Raw genomic sequence first — 23692 nt, 5'->3', positions numbered from 1 at the left:
GTCGGGCGGCGACAGCTTGGTGACAGCTTGCGTGCCTAATGTGGGAAAAGAGGCTCGAAGAATCGGGTCCGCAACAAGTGATCGGCAAGACCGGTCAGGGGAGGATTTATGGCAGGCAAGGTGCGCGCCCGGAAGCTATGGGCCTATTCGCAAAGCAGTAGCGGATCGATTGCGATCGCGATGATGGCGAAGGTCGCGGTGTCGCGCGTTCCCGCCGTCCGCCTTTCGAGCGTGACGCTCGCGGGATGCGTCGCCGGCCTGATCGGTGTCCCGGCCGGTACCGCTCGCGCTCAGGAGGTCGACGCGACCGCCGTCGAAGGTGCGGAAACATCCGATGCGGCAGGCAATGCGGAAATTATCGTAACGGGCTCGCTGATCGCGCGCCGCGATGCGCGGTCTTCTAGCCCGATTTCCACCGTCGGCGAAAGCGAACTTTCCGCGACGGGGCAGCCTTCGCTCGACAAGGTGATCGGACAGTTGCCGCAATTTGCGGGTGGGCAAGGCGCCGCCGAGGTCGGCGACACGCAGGGCACCATCGGCTTTGGCGGCGGCCAGTCCTACAGCGACCTGCGCGGGCTCGGCCCGAACCGCTCGCTCGTTTTGCTCGATGGTCGCCGGCTCATGCCGTCGAGCCCCGATGGCGCCATCGATCTCAACACCATTCCATCGTCGCTGATCGGGTCGGTCGAGGTGATCACCGGCGGCGCGTCGGCGACCTATGGATCGGATGCGGTCGCCGGGGTTACCAATTTCAAGCTGCGCACAAATCTGGACGGCCTCGAACTGTCCGCGAAAAAGGGGATTACCGACCAAGGCGACGGCGATACCACCAGCGTGAGCGCTGCCTTCGGTGCGGATTTCGCCGAGGACCGCGGCAATTTCCTCTTTGCCGTGGAATATGCAGAACGCGGGGCGGTGATCGGCAGCGCCCGGCCCTTTTTCGCCAATATCCGGCAGCTTGCCCGCCCTCCGGAAGGCATTATCGCGGCCGGAAACTATGGCGGCGGCGCGCCGACGATCGCTGCCGTCAACGCCGTTCTGGCGCGATATGCCGGAACTACGCCGATTTCCGGCAGCGGCCTCTATAACGGGGCGATCGGGGTCAATGGCGACGGCACGATATTCACCGACCTTGCCGGAACCAATTGCGTCCAGAACTATCGCGGCCTCAACCAGGGCGTCGTGGGCCTCAACATCAGCAGCAACTGCCGCCAGGTCCAGATCGCACTCGGCCAATATTTCGCCGTCCAGGTCCCGCTGAAACGCTACAATGCCTTTGCGCGGCTGACCTATGAATTCAGCCCCGAAATTACCGGCTATGCCCAATTCGGCTATCTGCGTTCGGAAGCCTTCAGCCGGACCGGGCCCGGCTCGTCGAAACCGTCGGCACCCTTGCTGGTGCCCCAGAACAATCCCTTCCTGACGGGCAACGCCGATCTGCGCGCCATTCTGAATTCGATCACGCCAACCCCGACCGGAAATATCATCGTCACCAAGGCGCTGACCACGCTCGGCAACCGCCTGTCGTCCTTCGACAATGACGTCTGGCAAGCCGTATTGGGCCTGAAAGGCGAAATTCCGGGCACCTCGTTGCAATGGAATGTCTACGGATCCTACGGAAAGTCGAAATTCGTCAACGTGATGGCGGGTGATATCAGCCTCGCGGCCGTCACGAGCGTACTCAACGGGACCGCCAACTACAGCGGCCCCGCTGGCACCTGCCGCGGCTATGCTTGGAATCCGCTCGGTCTCGATCCGCTCAGCCCGGGCTGCCTCGAATATGTTGGTCGCACGAACATCAACGTGAACGACCAGTCGCAAAGGATCGTCGAGGCGACGATCCAGGGCCCTCTTTTCACTCTTCCGGCGGGTGATCTGAGCTTCGCGCTCGGTGCCGGGAACCGCCAGACTTCGTTCGATTATCTTCCCGATTCGACACTCTCGACCAACGATTCGATCGGCTACGGATTTGTGAGCGCGGCGTCGGGGAAGCAGAAGGTCAGCGAGGTTTTCGCTGAATTGCTCGTGCCGATCCTCAGGGATACGCCCTTCTTCCAGGAACTCACAGCAAACCTCGGCTATCGCTATTCGGATTATAGCCTGTTCGGGGGGCAGCACACCTACAAGGCCGATCTGAGCTGGCGTCCCGTCGAGCCGGTGTTCGTGCGCGGCAGCTATTCTGTCGCGATCCGCGCGCCCAGCCTCGGCAATCTGTTCGGGCCGACGTCGGTCGCGCAGCTGCCGATCGGGACGGGCCCGAATGCGGGCGATCCCTGCGCGGTCGGCAGCATCTATCGCACCGGGGGGAGCGCGAGCCAGGTGCAGGCGCTGTGCCAGGCACAGGGCGTTCCCGCGGCGATCTATCCGACCTATACCTATGGCATTTCAACCGTCGCCGGGCAGGATGGCAGTAACGTCAATCTGACGCCGGAGCGGGCCAAGACCTATTCGTTCGGGGTGGTGTTGACACCGCGTTTCGACAGCAAGCTGTTCGACAAGGTCAGCCTGTCGGTGGATTATTACAATATCCGGATCAAGGACGCGATCGGATCGCTGCTGCTTTCGGATATCCTGCCGCGCTGTTTCAATTCGGATGGCGCGAGCAATCCATCCTATTCGGTGAACAACGCCTATTGTCAGCGCATTTCGCGCGATCCTCTGACCGGGCAGATTGCGTTGGGCCAGCAGGGGCTCTTCAACTTCGCCACCTACACGGTCGCAGGCATCGATACCCAGTTCACTTGGGGTTTCGGGCTCGAAGCGCTCGGGATGTCGCCGTCGGCGGGCGCGCTCGAATTCAGCACGACCGCATCCTACCTGCGCCAGTACAAGGTGGCGGGCCTTCTGGGATCACCCACGCTCAACTATGCCGGAAGCGCCGGGTTCGGCGGTGTCGGCGGCGGGATTTCGCATCCCGAGTGGAAGATCAACACCCGCATCACCTATTCAAACGATGATTTCAGCCTGTCACTTCTGTGGCGGCATATCTCGGCGATGGTCCATTCGGACGTAGTTGCCAATCCGGCCTCGGCGACCCCCGGGGTTCCGGCTTACAATTATCTCGATCTCAACGCGGACTTCGATATCGACAAGCGCTTCTCCTTCGGATTGGGTGTGACGAATCTGACCGACAAGGCGCCGCCGTTCATCAGCGCTTCGCCGCTGACGACCGATGCTGCGACTTACGACGTGATCGGGCGCTCCTTCTACGCATCGATCAAGGCGAAATTCTAGCTATGGGGCCGATCATGATGTCGGCGCTCTCGCAGACCTGTTCATCCTGACTCGAGCTGGCTTCGCCGAAGCCAGCTCTTTTTTGGGGTGCTTCCGGCCGGATAGCGGACGCGTATAGGGCTACTTGGCCCTAAATGGTGACACGCCTCGAAGAGGAGACCCGGATCAGCAAGGGCGGGACCCTGGCGGCACAGCTATCGCGGCTCGACCTGGTGGTGCTCGATGAGCTTGGATATCTGCCCTTTGCGCGCTCGGGAGGACAGTTGCTGTTCCACCTCATCAGCAAGCTTTATGAGCGTACCAGCGTCATCATCACTACGAACCTCGCCTTCGGCGAATGGCCTACCGTGTTCGGCCACCCCAAAATGACCACGGCCCTGCTCGACCGCGTCACCCACCATTGCGATATCGTCGAGACCGGCAACGACAGCTGGCGCTTCAAAAACCGCAAATTGCCGCCCGGTTCGGCCGCTTTAAAATCTATCTTGCGCTGCGCGCGTCTCCGGTCGGGCTACGCCCGCCCTCCGCCGCACGCAGCGCTAGGCTCACCTCAACAAACCAACATCATATCCGAAAAGGGGCTCCCTCTTCGACGCCGATCGGGGGTCCCGTTTGAACGCCGTTTGACACACTTGGGTTTTCCGTAGGGGTCACCAGTCAAGCGGTTTATCGCGTTGATTTTACGTGAAAACTTCAAAATTGCCCAAACCTGACACCACAGGCGTTCCCACATTTCCCGTGGGCCGAAATGATATGATTCGGAACGCAACGGGACGGAAACAGCGCTGCTTCAAATCTTATTTTAGGCCACTGGCCGTTCGGATAGCGAATGATGCTCAACTATTTGGCTCACGTCTCACCGGAAATGGTAAAATCTGGACTGTCGAATTATCGCCAATCGCAGACCAAGGCAGCCAAATTGCCGAATTTAGCTAAGCGACTTTTGCAACGCCGGGCGGGCGAATAATCTGTCAACATACTCAAGCGTTTTGGGATGCGCATCGGTGAGCAGTTGAAGCCACTTCGCGGACCCCAGTGTAAAGCCCATCATGATGTCAGCAGCCGAAAAATCGTTTCCGGTAATATATGGCTGGGTAGCGAGGGCTGCTTCAATCTTGTTAAACACCGTGTTTGCGCTGTCACGCACCGCGCTGATGATTTCCTGATGTCGATCCGCATCATCCCGGTAGACTGTCAACCAAACGGTCGTATTGATGGCATTGGCGGCTGTGCCTTCTGCAAAATGCAGCCAGTAGAGATAGGCGGCACGATCCTTTGATCCGATAGGCGGCTCGAGCTGCCCATTTCCATACCGCTCCAAGAGATATTGGACGATCGCCCCCGACTCTGAAAGAGCGACATCGCCGTCTTCAATGTATGGGTATTGGCCTGACGGGGTATTCTGGGCGAATCCCCTGCTACCGTCTCGATTATACTCTGAACGTAATAACTCGTATTCGAGCCCCAACTCTTCCAAGAACCATCTGATTCTGACGGAGCGAGTAAGGGGAGCAAAGTGCAGTTTTAGCATCCACCGATGCTGTCACGAACAGCAGCTTTTGCGCAACGAGATTTTGTTGTCGGAAAGCCGTTATCGGTCGTTTGCTGACAGCAGGCTTCGTCGGGCTGCCCCGCGCGATATGCTCAAAGTTGCCGGTTCCTCACTCTAATCGTGCACCGCACCGGCTGCCTGACCTTGGTGGCCCGCTGCAAGCAAGCGTCGATCACCTCGCGGTTGTCACGGCGCATGTCGGCGGCCTCGGCGATGGCCTGCCACGCCGCCGGACTATCAGCGTGCATGATCCGAGTCCCCGCTTCCCATAGGGTCGGCTCACGAACGGTGCGCGCGGCGATGCGTTCCGGCAGGTGCCAGCTTGTCGGAAGGGTGCGCGCGACAAATCCGGGAAGCACCGACCACAGGAGGCACCCGGCGAGCAAGCCGCCGCCGACATACCACCAACGAAGTCTTTTTTGCTCGTAGATGGAGTTGGCCGTGCCGATGATCGCCCGCAGATCGCGGATTGCCTCGCCACGCTCCCGCTTCGCAGCCACAATCAAGACCTCGTCGTCGCGTCGCGCTCGTGCCGCCGCCGCCGTCATCCGCGCCTCGAAGTCTTCCGGAGTCATCTGCATGGCGGGCTGGCGCTCGATGGAGACAAGCCGGTTCGCCATCTCGCCCAGCGTCTTGCTGTAATCGGGAATGTCGATCTCTGATTTCTCGGTTGCGAGATGTTCGACCGCACGGCGCATCATCGCCATTTCGCCTTCTAGCCGGTTGAACGCCCGCGTCGCCGGATCGGAGTCCGGCTCGTCATAGGGCAGTCGGGGTAGCTGTCTGTCACTATTCATGCTGTCCTCCTATCGGCTCATGCCAAGGTTGCGGCCGTGATCGAACGGCACCGAGTCCGCGAGATCGCGCGCCACGCTGCGGCCCATGGCCGCATCAATTCCCAATTCCCGGCTGCGCCCGCGCAGCAGCGATTCGACCTGCGCGTCGCGTTCGAGGCTCTTCGCCATGCCCGCCATTTCCTGCCCGACGCGCTTCGCACCCCGGAAATCGCCGTCGCGCCGTAGATCGTCCTGCGCCTGCCGGAGCTGCTTCCAGCCCTCGACAAAGCGATCGGCGCGCTGGAACGGATCGGCCCGCAGTTCCGCTTCCTTGTTCATCGCCTGCACCGCAGCCTGGCTGCGCCCCTCCGCGGCCTCGTGGATAAGCTCCGGCTGGCGCTGGAGGGCGTTCTGCAAGTCGGTGGAGGCGTGAGGCCGGATCGCGTCTAATGCCTCTCCCGCCCTGTTCAGGGCGTCATGCTGATGGGGCAGCACGGGCAAGCCCCGGTCGCGCATCCGGGCGACCTCGTTCACCGCGCGCGCATAGCGTTCGACGGCGCGACGCTGGCCGGTGGCATGGGAGGGCTGGGTCTGTGCCTGCTCACTCCTCTGTTCAGGCGGACGGAAGCCCGCGAACATGCCCTGCTCACGCTGCTGGCCCTGCAGCGAGAGGCGCAACCCGTCGAAGATCCCGCGCGCCTTCTCCGCACCCGCGCGGGCGATTTCCGCGACGCGCTCGCCAATGCCGCGCCGCTCGGCGAACTCCTTGGCCGGATCGACGCGGGCATAATCGCTCGCCATGTCTTTCGCGCGCTCGCGGGACAGGGTGCGGGCAAGCTGGGCATCGTCCTTGAAGTCGTCGCGGCCATAGTGAAGGGCCAAGCCGTCGCGGTGGCGTGTCATACCGACATAGCTGCTATGACGGTCCATGCCGGGTGTCGCCAGCACATGGCCACGGTCGACGGTCATGCCCTGCGCCTTGTGGATCGTGGCTGCATAGCCATGATCGACATGAGCATAATCCTTCATGTCGAATGCGACGTTGCGCCCGTCATCGGTGCGAACGGTCATGCCCTGCTGATTGACCTGTTCGACGGTGCCCAGCGTGCCGTTCTTCACCTCAAGGCCGCGCTCATTACGCAGGAACATGATGCGGTCCCCCGATGCGAAGGGACGATCGCCGCGTTCGGTTTTCACGCGAACATCGTCGCCCAGTTCGCCCGCCGCGCGCATCCGGTCGCGCGCGGCCTCGTTGAGTTCGCGCACCTCGGCATTGGTGTGAGTGAGGATGATCCGGCTGGCGTCGGGGTTCGCTTGCCGGTCGCGATCCCACCGCTCGACAAGATCGCTCCGGGCCTGTTCGCGCGTCTCGGCGGTGTGAACCATACCGTGATCGGCGTAGGCGTTGATCGCCTCGCCGGTTCGGCCGGTCGCAAGATGCCGGGTAGCGTCCTGCTGCCAGCCCTCATGCTGGCGGCGAACCTCCGTAATCTCGACGCCGCCATGCCGTTCGTGGATCGCCCGGAACGCCGCACCCGCCTCGATGGCCTGCAACTGCTGCGGGTCGCCGACCAGCACGACCTTGGCGCCGGCGTCGGCGGCATGGGACAATACGCGCTCCATCTGGCGGGTGCCGACCATGCCAGCCTCGTCGATCACCAGCACATCGCGAGACGTGAGCATGTCGCGCCCCTGCGACCAACCATGTTCCATGCTGGCGATGGTGCGCGAGGCGATGCCAGAGCCATTCTCAAGCCCTTCGGCTGCGATGCCCGACAGCGCGACGCCGCGCACATTGAACCCGGCCTCTTCCCATGCCTCCCGCGCCACGCCCAGCATCGCGCTCTTGCCGGTCCCGGCGTAACCGACGACGACACTCAAACCCCTGCCATCGCTCGCATGTTCAAACGCCGCGCGCTGCTCGCCTGACAGGTCCAGCCCGCGCGCCGCCGCCGCGCGAAGCGCGCTTTCCCGGTCGCCCTCCGACACGCGATGTCGTTCGCGCTTCGCCATCAATTCCGAAGCGCGCTGCAACCGCTGTTCGGTGTCGATCATGTCGCGGCTGGTGAAGCGATCTTCGCCGCGCCCGTCCTTGCCGAGTTCGATCAAGTCGGGCGAACCGCGAACAGCGCTCATCGCCCGGTCGTATTGATCCTTCCCGTCGGTGTGGCGATGCACGAACATCGCAAGGTCGCGGTTGGTGAACGTCGCCTGATGGTGGGTGATTGCGTCGAGCGCGACGCGCGGCTCCGCGATGATGCGTTCGCCGTTGCGCTGCGCGACGGCGCGATGATCCTCGATGCGCTCGGACTCAAGCCCGCGCTCGCCCATGCGCGAGGCTGCGGGGCCGATCTTGTCTTGCGGCTCAAGGTCGATGCCCTGCGCTTCCAAGGATCGGTGATCGATGCGGGCGTCTATATCGAGTTCGGCAAGCCGCGCGTTGACGTGATTGGCCCAACGCTCGCGCCACTGCTCGACAAGTTCGGTGCGGTTCCACTCGCGGACCTTCTGCCCAAAACCGTCCTCACCCACCTCGCGCATGGTGAGCATGACATGGGCATGGGGTTTGGGCTGGCCGTCCGCACCGATGTCCCAATGCACATTCAAATCCGCGATCATCCCGCGATCGACAAATTCGGACTGCACGAAATCGCGGGCAAGCTCGATGCCATCGACCTTGCTCATCTCGCGCGGAATGGAAAATTCGACCTCGCGAGCAAGCTGCGCGTCCTTGCGCTTCTCGCATCCTTCGACCTCGTTCCAGAGGGTTTCCCGATCCGAGAAGCGTTCGGGCGCGCCTTCGGGCAACATGATCTCGTTATGCTCGACGCCGGACTTGGCGCGGAAATCATGGTCGCGGTCGAGCCGTTCATCGTGCAGCCGCTCGCCCGCACGATAGGCGGCTGCGGCAACGGCGCTGCGCCCGGCAGCGCGCCCGATGACTTTCGCGGAGAAGTGAAAGATTGCCATGACGGCAATCCGTGCGTCAGGTTCTGACGTTGAAAGAAAGGAGGTATTTCAATTTCATGCTCCTTATGATCTCGCGGGGTGAGATGCCCCGCGCGTCGTGTGACGCAACATGCGACGACAAGCAGATGGGTGAGGTGAACCGGGTGCTTCCGGGGAGCCATAAATCAGCAGAACCCGTCAAAGCCGGACGGGCGGGGACTTCCGACCCCGTGAGCGGTCCGGCCAGCGAGCTTGCCATGGCAAGGGAAACCGAACCGATGGCGGACGCCCCGTTTAAACATGGAACTCGCCGACTCGGAAGTGGGCGGGTCGGTCTGCGGCGCAAGCCGCTGGCCGGTGAAGCGTTGGTCTGCGGTGGATTGACGCGGACTGGAGGCACGCGGCTCGCCGCGCGCCAGCCCCGGCATGGGTTTGCGTGGTGCCGAGGCCAGACTTCACACGGGGTATAGTCGGTGCCTACAGCAAGCGAGAGATCATTGGGGGAACCTGAGAACCTTGTCATCACTTCCGGCGCTTTCGGACGCCGGATGGCTGAAGCGACCAGCGACCGTGGTGACGAGGGGCGGAGCCTTCGTAGTAGTCCGAGAACGGGAAAGCCGTTCACATGGCGAAGGGAGGCAGTGGATATGGCAGGCAAGCAGGAGGTGGGCTTATGTCCGGCGCGGTGAATGCCGCGTTCGTCCTCGACATGCAGCGCAAGCTGTATCGGTGGAGCAACGAAGACCCGCACAAGGTCTTCGAAGATCTGTTTAATCTCGTATGCGACCGCAGAACCCTTTCCGAAGCCTGGCAAAAGCTTGTCCGCAACAGCGGCAGCCGGACACCGGGAACGGACGGGATGACGCGGCGCTCGGTCGAACAGCGCGCCGGTGGCGCCGTGCGGCTCCTCGATGAAATACGCGAGGCGCTTCGCAACGGAAATTATCACCCGGAACCCGTCAGGCAACGGCTCATCCCGAAGCCCGGCAAACCGGGTCAGTTCCGGCCACTCGGCATACCCACGCTGATCGATCGTGTGGTGCAAATGGCTTTGAAGCTGATTTTGGAGCCCATCTTCGAGGCGGATTTTTATCCGACCTCTTACGGGTTCCGAAGGGGACGCAGCACCCATGATGCTCTGGAGCGCATCCAGAAATGTCTTCATCCGTCGATCCGTGGATCCTCCGTCTACAGGTTCGTCATTGAAGGCGACATCAAGGGCTGCTTCACCGCAATCGACCACCACGTCATGATGGAGCGCGTGCGACGGCGCATCAGCGACCGCAAGGTGCTGATGCTGATCCACGCATTCCTGAAGGCGGGCATTATGGTCGAGGGGACACTTCGTCATCCCGTTACCGGCTCGCCGCAAGGCGGGATCATCTCGCCGATGCTGTCCAATATTTACCTGACAGCGATCGATGAGAGATACGGGCGATGGTCCATGCGCTCTCTTGAACCAAGTATGAGGGCGGCACGCCGGCGGGCACTTGACCGCGCGAACGGCAAGCCGACCTTCTACATGGTCCGATACGCGGACGACTTTGTCGTCCTCGTCGAAGGCACGAGGGAGCAGGCGGAAGCGGAAAAGTCGGCGCTTGCGGAGTTCCTGAAAACGGAGCTTCGCATGGAGCTGTCGATGGAAAAGACCCGGGTCACCGACGTCAGGGAAGGCTTCGACTTCCTCGGCTATCGGGTGGCGCAAACAAAGGCGCTCCGCACGGGGCGTCTGGTCGGCAACCTCTTCATCCCGAAGAGCAAGCTGAATGACCTGCGTCACAGGCTCAAGGTCATGGCGAAGGGCATCCCGACCGGGCGCCCGCTCGCTTATGTTATCGGCAAGTTCAACCCTATCCTGCTCGGGTGGCGGAACTATTACCGTTACGCCACACAGGCTTGCCGGGACTTCTCCCGGCTCGATAAATGGATATGGGAGCGCGTAGGGCGTTGGCTCAGGAAGAAGCACCGAAAGACGTCGTGGCGAACGCTGCGGCATCGCTTCACCACCAACGCTCGGGGGCAACGGCTGCGATGGGCCGATGGGTCCAGACGGCTGCGTCTCCTCCGGGAAGGGGGGACGATGCGATACCCACACCGCAGCATCGAGAAACCGAACGGATGGAATGCAGTCCAGAGGCGCGATCAGCGCGAAAGCATGGCGGGCTTCTGGGACGCATTTGGTCGCCTCAACTGGGGTTGACGTCCACCCTCGCGTGGTCAGGCGCGCGGGCATGGAGAGCCGGATGCAGGGAAACTTGCACGTCCGGTTCGGTGAGAGGGATGAAGAGACTCGTCACCGCAAGGTGAGGGAGCGCTTCATCCCTACTCTTCATCTACGCCACCAAGCGCACGTCGGCACGACGTATAAGCGCGCCCTCCTCGAATAAATTCCGAGCAGGGACTAGGCGGTCCCAGCCTGTCCCGGCGACTCTACTGCGCTGGCGCCGTGCTTCTTCTATCATGGCTGCATCGACACTCAATGGAGACTTTTCGATGCGCAAGCCACGGGATTTTGATTCGGAACTGAGAGCGCTCGCGGACAAGGCGAAGCTGCTCAAGGAACGCCGTGTTCGCCAGCTCGGCGAACTCGTCATCGCAACCGGCGCCGACGCGCTCGATACTGAGATGCTGGCCGGGGCATTGCTCGGCGCGGTCGCGACGAAAGATGCGGGCGCAAAGGAGGGGTGGCGCAAGGCGGGCGCGGCCTTCTTTCAGCGCGGCGCACGTCAGTCTGCGCCGCGATCTGACCGCCAGCCGGACGGCGCTCTACCGCTCGACGGCGGCGCGGCATCGCATTGAGGCAAGCAAAGCGAGAACAGACATGCGCGCATGGGTCGTGAAGCGCCGCGAGCGCACGAAGCAATTGATCGAGTTAGGCGGCCTTGTCGTGAAGGCCGGGCTCGTCGATCTGACCGATGACGATCGCCCGACGCTCTATGGCGCGTTGCTTACGGTCGCCGACAAGCTCAGCGGCCCGGAACGCGATCACGCTCTCACCGTCTGGAAGCGGCGCGGCCGGCGGGCCTTCGCGCATGAAGCCGAGCAACTCCACGATCGCATTTCATCCAATCCTCAACCCACATCACGGGAGTCCGGATCATGAACAGCACCGACATCATCGACAGATTTCTTCAGACTTTCAGCCGCTATATCGATAGTGGGTTCGGCCTCCTGCAGGGCGAGGTCGCGTTCCTCTCATCGACATTGATCGTCCTCGACCTGACGATAGCAGGCCTGTTCTGGGCGTGGGGAACCGACGAAGATGTGATGCAGCGTCTCGTCAAGAAGACGCTGACGATCGGGACCTTCGCGTTCATCATCGGCAATTTCCAGAGTCTCGCGACGATTCTGCTTGAAAGTTTCACCGGCCTCGGACTCAAGGCGACCGGCGACACGATGGCGATCGGCGAGTTCCTGCGGCCGGGCCGGATCGGCGGCACCGGTATCGATGTGGCGGGACAATTGCTCGACAGTCTCGACAGCCTTACCGGCCCGATCGGCACGCTGACCAACCTGCCGCAAATCGTGCTGCTTCTCCTGAGCGCGATCCTGATCATGTTCGCCTTCTTCATCATGGCGATCCAGGTCTTCGTCACCGTGATCGAGTTCAAGCTGGTGACGCTTGCCGGGTTCGTGCTGCTGCCGTTCAGCTTCTTCAATCGCACCGCTTTCATGGCGGAACGCGTGCTCGGCTATGTCATGTCGACCGGCATCAAGCTGCTCGTGCTCGCGATCGTCACGGGCATCGGCACGACATTGTTCCAGGAACTTATCCTCGATTCCGATCTCGTCGCCGGGATCGATCTTCGCACCTCGATGGCGCTCGTCCTCGCGGCGCTTGCGCTGCTCGGTCTCGCGATCTTCGGCCCCGCGGTCGCGAACGGCATCGTTGCGGGCGGTCCGCAACTCGGTGCGGGCGCGGCGGTGGGAACAGCCCTCGCCGGTGGCGGTTTGGTCGCAGGCGGCATCGCCGGTGCGCGTCTCGCGGCGGGCACGGCAGGCGGTGCCGCGATGAATGGAGGCCGGATGGCGATGGCGACCGCCGGGGCCGGGAGCCGCGCCGCGGGCACGGCTACGGCCGCCTATGCAGCAGGCTCGTTTGGCCGGTCGGGGGCCAGTGCGGTCGCGGGCGGCATGGCCGCCGTGGGCAAGACCGCACTCGGCAAGGCGGCCGCGTCATCGCCGCTTCGCAAAATGGCCGACAAGGTCGGACAGGACCTGCGATCGAACTTCCGCGCGGGCGCGCGCTCCGCTCTCGGCGCACCGCTCGAAGGAACCGCATCGTCATCCGCACAGACGTCCCCGGCGGGCGCGACCGGTCCGGCAGAGCCGCCGGCATGGGCGAAGGCGATGCGGCAAAGAATGAGCCTCAACGCGGCAGCGCACACGGCGGCGCACGCTGTGCGCGGCAGCGACACGCACAGCAGCGGTACGTCGGTCGATCTCTCCGACAAGAGCTAGCGACAGGGTTTGTACGGTTCGGCGAAGCGCCGGGTCGTCATCCCGCCTTTGCGCGGCCGCGAGCCCCCGGCTTGCGGCCGCCGCGCCCCTTCGTGCCGAGGCCGATCTGCTTGGCAAGCGCACGGCGCGTCTCGGCATAGTTCGGCGCGACCATCGGATAGTCCTTCGGCAGGTTCCATTTGGCGCGATAGTCTTCGGGGGTCAGGTCATAGTGCGTCATCAAATGGCGGCGCAGCATCTTCAGCTTCTTCCCGTCCTCCAGGCACACGATATAATCGGGCTTCACCGACGAGCGGATCGAGACGGCAGACACCAGTGGTTCAGGCGCTGCTTCGGCGTTGGTGCCAAGGCCGGAAAGTGCCTCGTGCACCGAACGGATGACGAGCGGGATGTCGGATATCGCCACGCTGTTTTTGCTCACATGCGCGGCGACAATATCCGCCGTCAGCGTGACGAGCGTTTCCCGATCTTCCATATGCGTCTCCGATCCGGCTTCATCAGATTTCTATCGGTCCGCGACATGCACTTATGTCGTGCAGGCTTCAAGCCCATCCCTCCGCGATCGCCGCACGGCATAGCGCCAGCGCCCGCATCATGTGGTACTCGACCGTGGCGATGCTGATGCCGATTTCCTCGGCGACCTGCCTGTAGGTCATGCGACGGATACGGTGCATCAGGAACACGCGCCGGGTCTTGGGCGGCATTGCGCGAACGGCTTGCCGGTAAACTTGCATCAGGTCGAGTGCGTCGATCCGCCACGTCTGGTCGGCGCGCACTGGCGCGTCGCGGCCATTGTCGAAGGCAAAGAAGACAGGGCTTCCGCACCGCATCCGGCGCGCGCGGTCGATCAGCATATTGCGGGTGATGCGCGACAGATAGGCGGCGGGGTTTTCGATCCGGTCGATCGGACCGGAGCCGAGCAAGCGGGTGAACACCTCCTGCGCGAGATCGGTCGCTTCGTCGGGGCCGACCCTCCGCCTCAGATAATTAAGGATACGGCGATGCTCCGTCCGGTAGATCGTCTCGAACGCGGCGGAAGAGACGGGCGCGATCATGGCCGTGCTCCCCGGCGCCCGCCGCTTTCGAGCGGTGCGTCGCGCGAGGCGCGGTAAAGGTGGATACCCGCCTCGATCCGGTCGAGGATGAAGGTGTCGCGCTCGGCCTTCGCGATGCGGATGTCGGACTTGGACAGGAGGGAAAGATCGACCGCGCAGCTTCTGCCGAGCTCGCGGCCGATGATATCGCGGGCGCGGCGCCAGCATCGCTCATCGGTGAACAGCGGATGATTGACGACGACCCACAGTTCGTAATCGGAAAAGTCGATCGTGCGCTTGTCTTCATACCACGACCGGCGCGCATAGGGGCCGATCAGGACGATGCGCTTGATCTGTCCCGGTTCGGGCGCCTGCACCTGATCCGGATCGAAGAAGCATCGCAGGATGCGCGTGATCTTCTCGATCTCGCGCTGCTTGCGGCGAATGAGATGGCCGACGCGCGCCATCACGACTTCGCGCGCGGTAACGTCGTTGAGGGTGTTCATGTCAAGCTCGCACAGCGGCGGTCCGCGCAATGAAGCGCGAATGTGCAAGCGGTGTTCGCTGTGCGCCGCTAGCGCGGCCTACAGCAACTGCCCGACCTCAAGGCCGGGCCTGCATGATGCTGGCAGGATAATCCTCGGGATGGCCGCCAGTCATTCCATCCTGTGCGGACGGTTATGCCAGAATCGGGGAGTCTGAGCAAGTTACGCGCCGCACGGATTGCTTCGGCACGAAAAGCAATCATGCTCGAACGCACAGGCGTGCTAAGCTCTACATCCAGCAGGAGAGATGATTGATGACGAAGAATGGAGGCTTTGTCGGGCTTGGCTTGGCGCTGGGCGCCGCTATTGGTGCCGCGACAGGCAACTTGGCAATGTGGATTGCGCTGGGCGTTGTTTTCGGCGCGGCGGCAGGGGCGGAGAGAACCAAGCGGAATGAACCGCCCCGACAATGAAGCCGAGATTATCGGCGCGCGGCTTTTTCGAGTTCAGCAATTTTGTCGGTGCAGACCTGATGGACGATGCGCCCAAGCTCCTCGACACGCCCGCCGAGCCAGGTCAGTTCTTCCTCGCTGATCTTGTAATGTTTCGAGTAGCGGGCCTTGGTGTAGGCCTCTTTCAACTTCTGGAAAATCGCCCGCTCGCGGCGATTGGTCTCGGGCCAGATGCCGTAAAGGCGCCGGTCCAGACCTTCGGCTAGCGAGCGCAGAAAGGCGATATTGTGATTGTATGGCGTGTAGAAGGTCAGCGTCAGAAGCAGGCAGGAATAGAGTCGCTCGGTTGCCTGATGCAAATTGAAAGCCGCGTACTTGGTCTGCCCGTCCTTTAGGCAGTAATCGGCCACCTTTTTGGCATACATGCCGCTTGGGTAATATTCTTCGAAATAGTCCTTCGCCGCTTCCAGTGCCTGCTCGGGCGTCTTGGGCTTGGGTGTCGCCAGTTCCCGATTGTCGGCCTCGTACAGAGCGATCCCGTCTTTCGCGACCTCCATGAAGAAGACGCGGCCATGCGCGAGCCCATCGTTCACCTCATGCAGCGAATGGACGATGAAATTGACCGGCGTCCGCAGCGTCTTCTCGATCGTATAGGCGCGGATCAGCCGCTCCTCGGCCTTCGCCCAATAGGCAGCGCGATCGGTCAGTTCCTTCTGGCTGACGATGACGAGGATATCATAATCGGATTTATACTGGTTCGCCGACAGCGGCGCATCGATCCAATCGCCGCGGGCGTGGCTACCGAACAGAATGATTTTAAGGATGCGGGCGCCCTTGCGGCGCCCAGTCGCGTTTTCGGTGGCCTGGCCGAACTCGTCGAACAATATCTCAACGATGCGTTCAAGCTCGCGCTGCTTTGCGGCAGGTAGATGATCGACGTCGGTTCGCATTGCCTCAAGAATCTTCGGGCAATCCCCATCACTTGGCAAGGCCAGAATGCCCGGCGCTTCGCGCCGGGCAAAAAATGAGGAGCGGGCTCACCCGCTCCTCCATGAAGATCGCAGCTTGCAGTTCAGGCGGCTTGCCGCATTTCCGGTTCGGCGTCAATTTCAGCCGGGGCGAGAAGCGGTGCGATGCTGATGCTCCGTTCGACACAGCCGATGCCGCCGCGATCCGTGTAGCCGGACGGCGGAAAGGCGAACCAACGGGGAAGCCAGCCTTCGACTTTCTCCCGGCCATTGTTACCGGTGAGGCAATCGACGAGAATGCCGCGCTGCACCTTGGCGGTCGCGTCTGCATTGGCCTCGGCGATATCGCTGTCGGCAACCTCGCCGATGATCGCCGTCAGCAACTGCTTGTCGCGGATCAGCTCGGGCAGCACGGCGGTATCGTCCCAACAGGTCCGCATGTCGGTGCCGGTGAGCTGGCCCAGCATATCGACCTCGGCGCTGCCAACGGCAAGCGTCTCGCCCATGACAACGAGAAGGATGCTCATCACCGCGGCGTCGGACAGCGCGAGCAGACGGGTGAACAGCCCCGCAATGCCATGCTCGCCGTCATAGCCGCCAACCACGGTCGGGGTTTCGGGATCGAACCCGAGCAGGGCCAGCACCTCGCGCCGCTTTGCATCGAACGCCGCTTCGCTGGCCGATACCTCGACGCTTTCGGCGATGGCATCGCTCGCCGCGCGCAGCTTCTCGACATCGACCCGCCACAGATGCGATCCGACGATGGCGTGAGCCACCATCATCCGAAGGGCGATGCCGGGTTCGGTCAGCAACGATGCGCGGACAGCTGCATGACGGTGAAGGTCGATATAATTGCCCAGCGCCGCGCTGACCTCGGGACGCACCGGCTTGGGGCTTTCGGTGCCCGCTGCCCCCTTGGCGCGCTGCCGCGCTTCCTTGCTGGTGATATAGCCCTCGTGGAAAGCGACCTCGCCGCGATGGCTGATGCTCACGAAGACCTTGCCGCCCTTCTTCTTCGGACAACGCTCATGCTCCCATCCGTTGAAGTAGGTGCCGCGCTCCATGACGACGACATCGCCCCAGCCGCACTCGCGATAAAAGTCCGCCTGCTTCTCGATCTCGGCCATCTGCGCGGTCCAGAAAGCTTCGCTATCGGCAAAATAGCTGTCCTCGCCGAACAGGTCGGAGACGATCTCGCCAGCATAGCTCGCGACATCGAACATCGCGACCTTGGTCGCGATCGCGCTACCACCGAACAGCCAAGCCTTGAGCTGGGTTCCGGTCGGGACGTGCTTCTCGGGACAATCGACCAGCCCCAGCCACTCGCGCTGCTGCGTCTTGGTGGCAAGGGTCAGGTGCCGCATCGTCACCGCATCGATCTTCTCGGCGCGATACATGGTGCGGATGCGGGGCAGAAGGTTGCCGATGGCGAGTGTGCGCTTCACCTGCAAGCCGGTCAGTCCGAAGGTGAGCCCGATGTCCTCGATGCTCCGGCCTTCGCGGACAAGCTGGGTGAAGGATTCGCAGCGGTTCACCTCGTCGGGATCGAGACGGGCGATGTTCTCGATCAGCGAGGCTTCGAGTGCCGCCGCATCGTCCCCGGCTTTCATCACCGCACAGGGCAGCGGGTCGATGCTATCCTGTTCCTCGGCAACCGCCAGCGCACAATAATAGCGCCGCTTGCCCGCGACGACCTCATAGTCGCCGTCTACCGCTCCGGGCCTGACGATCAGCGGCACGAGAATGCCGCGCGCCCGCACCGACGGCAGGATGTTCGTGAGGTCCGGTTTCTTGGTGACCCCGCGCATGTTGGCGGACGACACCGAAAGACGCGACAGTTCGATATGCTGGAATTCCATGATCTCTCTCCTTGCTCTAAAACCACCGCAGCCCCGGCTGAGCGGGGGGAGCGGCGAGAGCGACCGGAGAGGCCCGCCATCAAGGCAGGGCGCACCCGAAGGGCTGCAACGAAGTGGAAAACCCCGAAAGGGGTTGCGCCCTGCCGGGCGGGTCTCAGAGGAGAGCGACGCTCCCACCGCACGGCCGGAGGCCGCCGCCATCGCGCGGCACGCGCGATGACCGTCGGGCCGGAGCCAGGCTCCGGCCGCGCGTCATGCGATCGTTACGGCGTCAGCCGACGAGACGGCGCGTAGCGGCGGCTCGGTGAAGCGAAGCGGAGTAGAGCGCGGCCGCCGCAGGCGGGACGCCAGCCATTTCCAATCGGTAACCTAGTCAAAAAACGCAGGTTTGGCCGCATCGGCGGCATAGGCGAAAGCGGCAAGAATGTCGGCTTCGATTGTCCTCCCTCGCGACAAGGGGGGCAGTTCCTCCATACCGAAGAAGCGCGCTTCGATGGTTTCGAGGCCCGGCTGAGGAATAGCGCAATCGGACCGATCGCAAAGGAAGAACATCTTGTAGAAATCCCTGACATCGGGAGAATAATCCGCACCGGCTTTGTGGCGCACACCGAACAGGCGTCGCGCCGAAACTCTCAATCCCGCCTCTTCATGGATTTCCTTCTCGATATTTCGGGCTGGGGACAGGCCGACATCCGCGAAGCCGCCGGGTAGCGTCCACAATCCGTCGCACTGCTCGCGCACGAGAAGGATCATGTCCTGCTCGACAAGCGCGCCACGCACGTCGACTTTTGGGGTCGCATAGCCGCGGGCGAAGTCGGGAACGAGATTTGAAATGCGCTCGATGGGGACATCGCCGAGAACGGAAAGCATCTCGTTCGCGATTGCCGCAATGTCCTCATAGCGCTCCCGGTCGAACCGATCCCGCGTAAAATGAAGCCCCGTCGACGCAATGCTTTGGAGCCGTTTTCCATAGGTGAGCCATTGCGGTTCCAACGTCCGTTCTCCGTCATCTGTTCTGTCCCGGACGCTAAGGCGGTCCGTCTCAGAGTCAAATTGACTACGGTTCATTCGGAGAGGCTTTTTCGCCATATTGTTTCAGTTGCTTGTCCTGCTCTTCGAGCGAAGGGACGCGGAGCGCCTTGCGCATCGCGTCCGAGATCAGCGCGCGGTCATAAGGCTCCTGCGTTGCAGGACCATTCTCGGGAATTGTGTATTGCGTGCCGAGTATCTGCGGCTTGTCGATCGCCTGAAGATAGCGGTCAAGCGTCGCCGACGCGATCCAGACGGCATCGGGCCTTCCCCGTGCGACCGCGATCGTCGCCAGCAGATGGGCCACGAGATAGTCATTGGCTTCGCTGCCGTGCTGGAAGACGAAGGCGGCATGATAATAATCGTCGCCGCTTTGCAGCGCGCCGGTGTCGAGCAATTGCTTCGTGCGGCCACGGCGTTTGTCGTCGGCTGGGCCGATAACGGACCAGTCGATATTCGCGTTTTGGCGATCGGCTTGATCGGCCTCGAAAATCGCGGTCATCTCGGCATTGGTCGGACGATTGACAGTCGGGACATAGCTGCGCCCGGAATCCCACGGCCCTAATGAAGATGGAGCCTCCGCAGCTTTGAGAAGAGGGAATGGCTCAAACGGAGCGCCCTTAAACGACATTTCCGCATGATCGGCATCAATCGGATGCAGGCGGAGGATGGTCGGAGTGGAACCGGGTACCGCATCGTCAAAGACAATTTCTATATCGGATCCGATCGGGCGCACATTCCGGCTCTGGCGACGAACTGTCGGCCCACTGATCTTGGAGAAACTCTCGCCATCGGTCTGAAAGCGCTCGGGCCGCTCCCATGTCGCTATCGTCCCGTTCGGGTCCTCCTTGATCTCGATGCGGAATAGCGTCTGTTCCCCTGCCTTCAAATCCCATGTGCCGGACGTGCCGAGCGTTGCCGCTGATACGGCGACGAGAAGCGATGACAGAAATGTTGGCATGACTCATCCTTGCTCCGGTGCGAGGCGCCAATTGCGTGCTTCGGCACCATAATGAGCCTTATCGGCACTACAATGCCCGCCGTATTGCACCGATCGGACAAGATGATGCAGGCTGGCGCAAGGCGGGCAGACCACATGCAGCAAGTCTGCGACGATATGCGATGGACATCGCGACGCGATCATTGATCGGCGTTTTCGCCAAAACACGACGCCGCTCTTTGCAGTACTTTCTCATTGCCGCTTGTCGGTGCCGCGAGCCGCCGATTGGGCGACATTGTTCGCTAGCACCTGTTTTTGCACCCTATGGTGCGATGGTGTGGAGATGCAGCGAAAAGGCAGTTGCAAGACGGACGTCCATCATCGCAAGCTGCCCTCAGGGAGCGTCGTCAACCATCAGATGTTGGAGGTAATCCCGTGTCCGCTCCCGAACGAATTATCCGTCTCAAGACCGTGCTTGACCGCACCGGGCTGTCGCGCTCGACCATCTATCGCAAGATAGCCGAAGGCACCTTCCCGCCGCAATTGAAGATCGGCGTCCACGGTGCCGGCTGGCATGAATCGGCGATCGATCGCTGGGTCGCCAACCCCGCTGCCTATCGTCCGGACAATGACAACGACTCGGGGCACGACGATGCATGAGGATGACCCGCAACCGGAACGGCATATCGCTCCCGCCAATGACAATGCGCCTGTACTGCACGCCGCCCAGGTCGATGCCGCGCTGACGCGCATCGCCGAAGCAATCGGGCGCCATATCGCGCGTGAGCATATTCGCGCGCGATATGCGGCGAACGACAATGAGCCGGGCAGGAAAAACCCAAGCCCGCCAAAGCATTGACGCTAGGGTTCCCGGGCGCGACACTGTCTTATCCGGTTGTGCGGGGCTTTATCCCGCCACTTGAAAGGAAGACGCTATGATCCGCGCCGCGCTCTACGCCCGCTATTCCTCCGACCAGCAAAACCCGGCATCGATCGCTGACCAGCAACGCATCTGCCGCGAGCACGCGACACGTGAGGGATGGCAGATTGTCGGCAGCTTCGAGGATGCCGCCATCTCGGGGTCGAGCATGATCCTGCGTCCCGGCGTCCAGAAGCTGCTTGCCGAGGCACAGGCGGGGAGGTTCGATGTCGTCGTCGCGGAGGCGCTCGACCGGGTATCGCGCGATCAGGCCGATATAGCGACCTTCTACAAGCATCTTCAGTTCGCGCGCGTCCCGCTCGTCACGCTCGCCGAGGGCGAAATCTCCGAACTTCATGTCGGGCTCAAGGGGACGATGAACGCATTGTTCCTGAAAGACCTTGCGAAGAAGACGCATCGCGGCCTGCGCGGGCGGGTCGAGAAGGGCTTCTCGGCGGGCGCGGTCGGCTATGGCTATCGCATGGTCCGCCGCCTGACCAGCGAGGGCGAACTGGTGCGCGGCGAGCGTGAGGTCGATCCGGTCCAAGCGCTGATCGTCGAGCGTATCTTCTGCGAGTTCGCGGAGGGCAAGAGCCCGCTCGCCATCGCGCGCGACCTGAACGCCGATGGCGTTCCCGGCCCGAAAGGGCTCGCGTGGCGCGATACCAGCATTCGCGGCGATGTCCGGCGTGGCACGGGCATCATCAACAACGAGCTTTATGTCGGGGTCCGCGTCTGGAACCACAAACATTATGTCACCGATCCGGGCAGCGGCAAGCGCGTTACCCGCTTCAATCCCGAATCGGAATGGATCAGGAATGAGGTGCCGGAACTTCGCATCGTCAGCGATGAGATGTGGCAAGCGGCCAAGCGCCAGCAGACGGCGCTTGCCGAGCGCCATGCCGGTATCAGGGAGGCTGCGCAGGCGCGGGCGCTCCTGAATGCACGACGTCCTGCCTATCTCCTGTCCGGCCTCCTCGAATGCGGCGTCTGCGGCAGCACCTATGCCATTGTCGTCGATGACCGCTATGGCTGTGTTGGTCATCATCGCAGCAGCAACTGCCCCAACGGCAGGACCATCCGGCGCGAGGTGCTGGAGCGCCGAGCGCTCGCGGGTATTGCCGACAGGCTGGTCACGCCTGACAAGATCGACGCCGCCGTGGCCGCCTATGCGGCCCACATCAACCGGGAGAACCGCGAGCAGCGTATCCAGGCCGATGCCGACAAGCGGGCGCTTGCGAAGGTCGACAAGGCCGTTGCCGGGATCATGGCGGCGATCGAGGATGGGCTGTACCAGCCGACCATGAAAGCGCGGATGGCCGAGCTTGAACGTGAACGAGCCGAAATCACCGCGCGGCTTGCCGAGGCGCCCGCCGACGTTCCCGACGTCCATCCCGGCATTGCCGAAATTTACAAGAGAAAGGTCGCGGCGCTCACCGATACGCTCAAGGACCCTGAAACGCGGCTCGATGCTTCAAGCGATATCCGGTCGCTCGTCGGCAAGATCGTCCTTCATCCGGGCGAGAAGCGCGGCGAGGTCCATGCCACACTCCACGGCTCGCTCATTGGGATATTGGACTTTGCCAATGATAACCGACACCCCGAGGCCCGAGTTATAACATCGGTGGCCCCGGGTTCGCGGGAAGGACGGACGTGCAAGGACGGGCTTGCGCCTTGCAACCCGCAACGCCATAGCGCGGCGCATGCACGATATCCGCCTGATCCGGGAAAATCCCGAAGCGTTCGACGCCGGCCTCGCGCGCCGCGGCCTCGAACCCCTGTCTGCCCAGATCGTGGCGGCCGACGCGTCGCTGCGCGCGTTGCAGACCGAAATCCAGACATCGCTCGCACGCCGTAACGAGGCGTCGAAGCTGATCGGCCAGGCGATGGCCAGCGGCGACAAGGACAAGGCCGAGGCGCTGAAGGCAGAGGTCGCCGACCTCAAGACCGCCCTCCCCGCCAAGGAAGACGCCGAGCGCGAACAACTCGCCGCGCTGCAGGATATCCTCGCCGCGATCCCGAACATCCCGCTCGCCGACGTCCCCGCGGGCGAGGACGAGGACGGCAATGTCGAGATCGCGCGCTGGGGCACGCCGCGCACGTTTGATTTCACGCCGCAGGAACATGCCGATTTCGCCCCCGCGCTCGGCCTCGACTTCGAGACCGCAGCGAAGATGTCGGGCGCGCGGTTCGCCTTCCTGAAGGGCCAGATGGCACGCCTCGAACGCGCGATCGGCCAGTTCATGATCGACCGCCAGACGATCGACGCAGGCTACACCGAATGCGCGACCCCGCTGATGGTCCGCGACGAAGCTGCGTATGGCACGACGCAGCTCCCGAAGTTCCGCGAGGATCTGTTCCAGACCACCGACGGCCGCTGGCTGATTTCGACGTCGGAGATGAGCCTGACCAACGCGGTGCGCGAGGAAATCCTGCCCGAAGCCGATCTGCCGATCCGCATGACCGCTCTCACCCCCTGCTTCCGTTCCGAAGCCGGGTCGGCGGGGCGCGACACGCGCGGCTATATCCGCCAGCACCAGTTCTGGAAGGTCGAGCTCGTCTCGATCGTCCGCCCCGAGGACTCGGACGCCGAACTCGAACGCAAGACGCGCGCCGCCGAGGTGATTCTTGAAGCGCTCGAGCTGCCGTATCGCAAGATGCTGCTGTGCAGCGGCGACATGGGGTTTTCGGCACGCAAGACCTATGACCTCGAAGTCTGGTTGCCCGGCCAGAACGCCTATCGCGAAATTTCGAGCTGCTCGACCTGCGGCGACTTTCAGGCGCGGCGCATGAACGCGCGCTTCCGCCGCGAGGGCGCGAAGAGCAACGAGTTCGTCCATACGCTCAACGGCTCGGGGCTTGCCGTGGGCCGAACGCTCGTCGCGATCCTCGAAAATTACCAGCAAGCCGACGGCAGCGTCGATATTCCGCAGGCGCTGCTGCCGTACATGGGCGGCATCACTCGCCTCACCCCGGCCAACTAACCCCCGACACCCCGGACTTGATCCGGGGTCCCGCTCAGCGACGTCGAAAA

At 62.6% G+C, this 23692-nt stretch carries 18 protein-coding genes and 2 pseudogenes; 10 read left to right on the top strand and 10 right to left on the bottom strand.

All coding sequences use genetic code 11. From position 1 onward, the window contains the following. Positions 1–108 precede the first annotated feature (108 nt). Positions 109–3234, top strand: a complete 3126-nt coding sequence (locus tag J2X38_RS06165; protein ID WP_058815464.1) for a TonB-dependent receptor domain-containing protein — start codon at positions 109–111, stop codon at positions 3232–3234. Positions 3235–3368: 134 nt separating this feature from the next. Continuing rightward, positions 3369–3683: pseudogene (locus J2X38_RS06160) on the top strand (ATP-binding protein); the annotation flags it as partial. Between the two features lie 479 nt (positions 3684–4162). On the opposite strand, the gene J2X38_RS06155 reads toward J2X38_RS06160, so the two are convergent. The 3 genes from J2X38_RS06155 to traA form a co-directional block, all read right to left on the bottom strand. Next, positions 4163–4765, bottom strand: coding sequence for a glutathione S-transferase family protein (locus J2X38_RS06155; protein WP_137889384.1), 603 nt, complete (start codon positions 4763–4765; stop codon positions 4163–4165). Between the two features lie 113 nt (positions 4766–4878). Continuing rightward, entirely contained in the window at positions 4879–5583 is a 705-nt protein-coding gene (locus tag J2X38_RS06150; protein WP_058815462.1) for a DUF6118 family protein, read from the bottom strand. 9 nt (positions 5584–5592) lie between these two features. Further along, on the bottom strand, positions 5593–8532 hold the full coding sequence (gene traA, locus J2X38_RS06145) for a Ti-type conjugative transfer relaxase TraA (RefSeq protein WP_058815461.1): 2940 nt from the start codon (positions 8530–8532) through the stop codon (positions 5593–5595). Between the two features lie 652 nt (positions 8533–9184). On the opposite strand from traA, the gene ltrA reads away from it, so the two are divergent. The 4 genes from ltrA to trbL all read left to right on the top strand — a co-directional run bounded on the left by ltrA (position 9185) and on the right by trbL (position 12972). Next, positions 9185–10711: a group II intron reverse transcriptase/maturase gene (gene ltrA / locus J2X38_RS06140; protein WP_234180809.1), complete on the top strand. Its 1527-nt coding sequence runs from the start codon at positions 9185–9187 to the stop codon at positions 10709–10711. A 293-nt stretch (positions 10712–11004) separates the two neighbouring features. Further along, on the top strand, positions 11005–11310 hold the full coding sequence (locus tag J2X38_RS06135) for a conjugal transfer protein TraD (protein WP_310252274.1): 306 nt from the start codon (positions 11005–11007) through the stop codon (positions 11308–11310). A 22-nt stretch (positions 11311–11332) separates the two neighbouring features. Beyond that, positions 11333–11614, top strand: coding sequence for a conjugal transfer protein TraD (locus J2X38_RS06130; protein ID WP_310252272.1), 282 nt, complete (start codon positions 11333–11335; stop codon positions 11612–11614). Next, positions 11611–12972 carry a P-type conjugative transfer protein TrbL gene (gene trbL / locus J2X38_RS06125; protein WP_310252271.1) on the top strand — a complete coding sequence of 454 codons (1362 nt, stop codon included), beginning with the start codon at positions 11611–11613 and terminating at the stop codon, positions 12970–12972. The genes J2X38_RS06130 and trbL overlap by 4 nt, the downstream gene beginning before the upstream one ends. 37 nt (positions 12973–13009) lie before the next feature. Here the strand turns inward: trbL and J2X38_RS06120 are convergent, their stop codons facing one another. The 7 genes from J2X38_RS06120 to J2X38_RS06090 all read right to left on the bottom strand — a co-directional run bounded on the left by J2X38_RS06120 (position 13010) and on the right by J2X38_RS06090 (position 19760). Next, entirely contained in the window at positions 13010–13447 is a 438-nt protein-coding gene (locus tag J2X38_RS06120) for a MucR family transcriptional regulator (protein ID WP_310252269.1), read from the bottom strand. 67 nt (positions 13448–13514) lie between these two features. After that, complete coding sequence (locus J2X38_RS06115; RefSeq protein WP_310252267.1) at positions 13515–14027, bottom strand: sigma-70 family RNA polymerase sigma factor; 513 nt, start codon at positions 14025–14027, stop codon at positions 13515–13517. Next, positions 14024–14512, bottom strand: coding sequence for a hypothetical protein (locus J2X38_RS06110; protein ID WP_310252265.1), 489 nt, complete (start codon positions 14510–14512; stop codon positions 14024–14026). Before J2X38_RS06110 ends, J2X38_RS06115 begins: the two co-directional genes overlap by 4 nt. A gap of 460 nt (positions 14513–14972) precedes the next feature. Continuing rightward, positions 14973–15893: a HEPN domain-containing protein gene (locus J2X38_RS06105; RefSeq protein WP_310252263.1), complete on the bottom strand. Its 921-nt coding sequence runs from the start codon at positions 15891–15893 to the stop codon at positions 14973–14975. A gap of 122 nt (positions 15894–16015) precedes the next feature. Further along, complete coding sequence (locus J2X38_RS06100; RefSeq protein ID WP_310252261.1) at positions 16016–17770, bottom strand: ParB N-terminal domain-containing protein; 1755 nt, start codon at positions 17768–17770, stop codon at positions 16016–16018. A 369-nt stretch (positions 17771–18139) separates the two neighbouring features. Further along, the gene (locus J2X38_RS06095; RefSeq protein ID WP_310252259.1) at positions 18140–18763 is read right to left on the bottom strand and encodes an NUDIX hydrolase; all 624 of its coding nucleotides are present in this window, start codon (positions 18761–18763) and stop codon (positions 18140–18142) included. 64 nt (positions 18764–18827) lie between these two features. Then, positions 18828–19760, bottom strand: coding sequence for a hypothetical protein (locus tag J2X38_RS06090; RefSeq protein ID WP_310252257.1), 933 nt, complete (start codon positions 19758–19760; stop codon positions 18828–18830). Between the two features lie 414 nt (positions 19761–20174). Here J2X38_RS06090 and J2X38_RS06085 point away from each other — a divergent pair, with 414 nt between their 5' ends. The 4 genes and pseudogenes from J2X38_RS06085 (at position 20175) to serS (ending at position 23642) form a co-directional block, all read left to right on the top strand. Further along, positions 20175–20399 carry an AlpA family transcriptional regulator gene (locus J2X38_RS06085; RefSeq protein ID WP_310252255.1) on the top strand — a complete coding sequence of 75 codons (225 nt, stop codon included), beginning with the start codon at positions 20175–20177 and terminating at the stop codon, positions 20397–20399. Next, positions 20392–20598 (top strand): hypothetical protein, encoded by a 207-nt coding sequence (locus J2X38_RS06080; RefSeq protein WP_310252253.1) that lies wholly within the window; start codon positions 20392–20394, stop codon positions 20596–20598. Before J2X38_RS06085 ends, J2X38_RS06080 begins: the two co-directional genes overlap by 8 nt. 76 nt (positions 20599–20674) lie before the next feature. Continuing rightward, positions 20675–21757 (top strand): annotated as a pseudogene (locus J2X38_RS06075) (recombinase family protein); the annotation flags it as partial. 604 nt (positions 21758–22361) lie between these two features. Continuing rightward, positions 22362–23642 (top strand): serine--tRNA ligase, encoded by a 1281-nt coding sequence (gene serS / locus J2X38_RS06070; RefSeq protein WP_310252251.1) that lies wholly within the window; start codon positions 22362–22364, stop codon positions 23640–23642. The last annotated feature ends 50 nt before the right edge of the window (positions 23643–23692 follow it).

Source organism: Sphingopyxis sp. BE235 (assembly GCF_031457175.1).
GTDB lineage: Bacteria > Pseudomonadota > Alphaproteobacteria > Sphingomonadales > Sphingomonadaceae > Sphingopyxis.
This window is presented reverse-complemented; position numbering and strand designations above follow the sequence as displayed.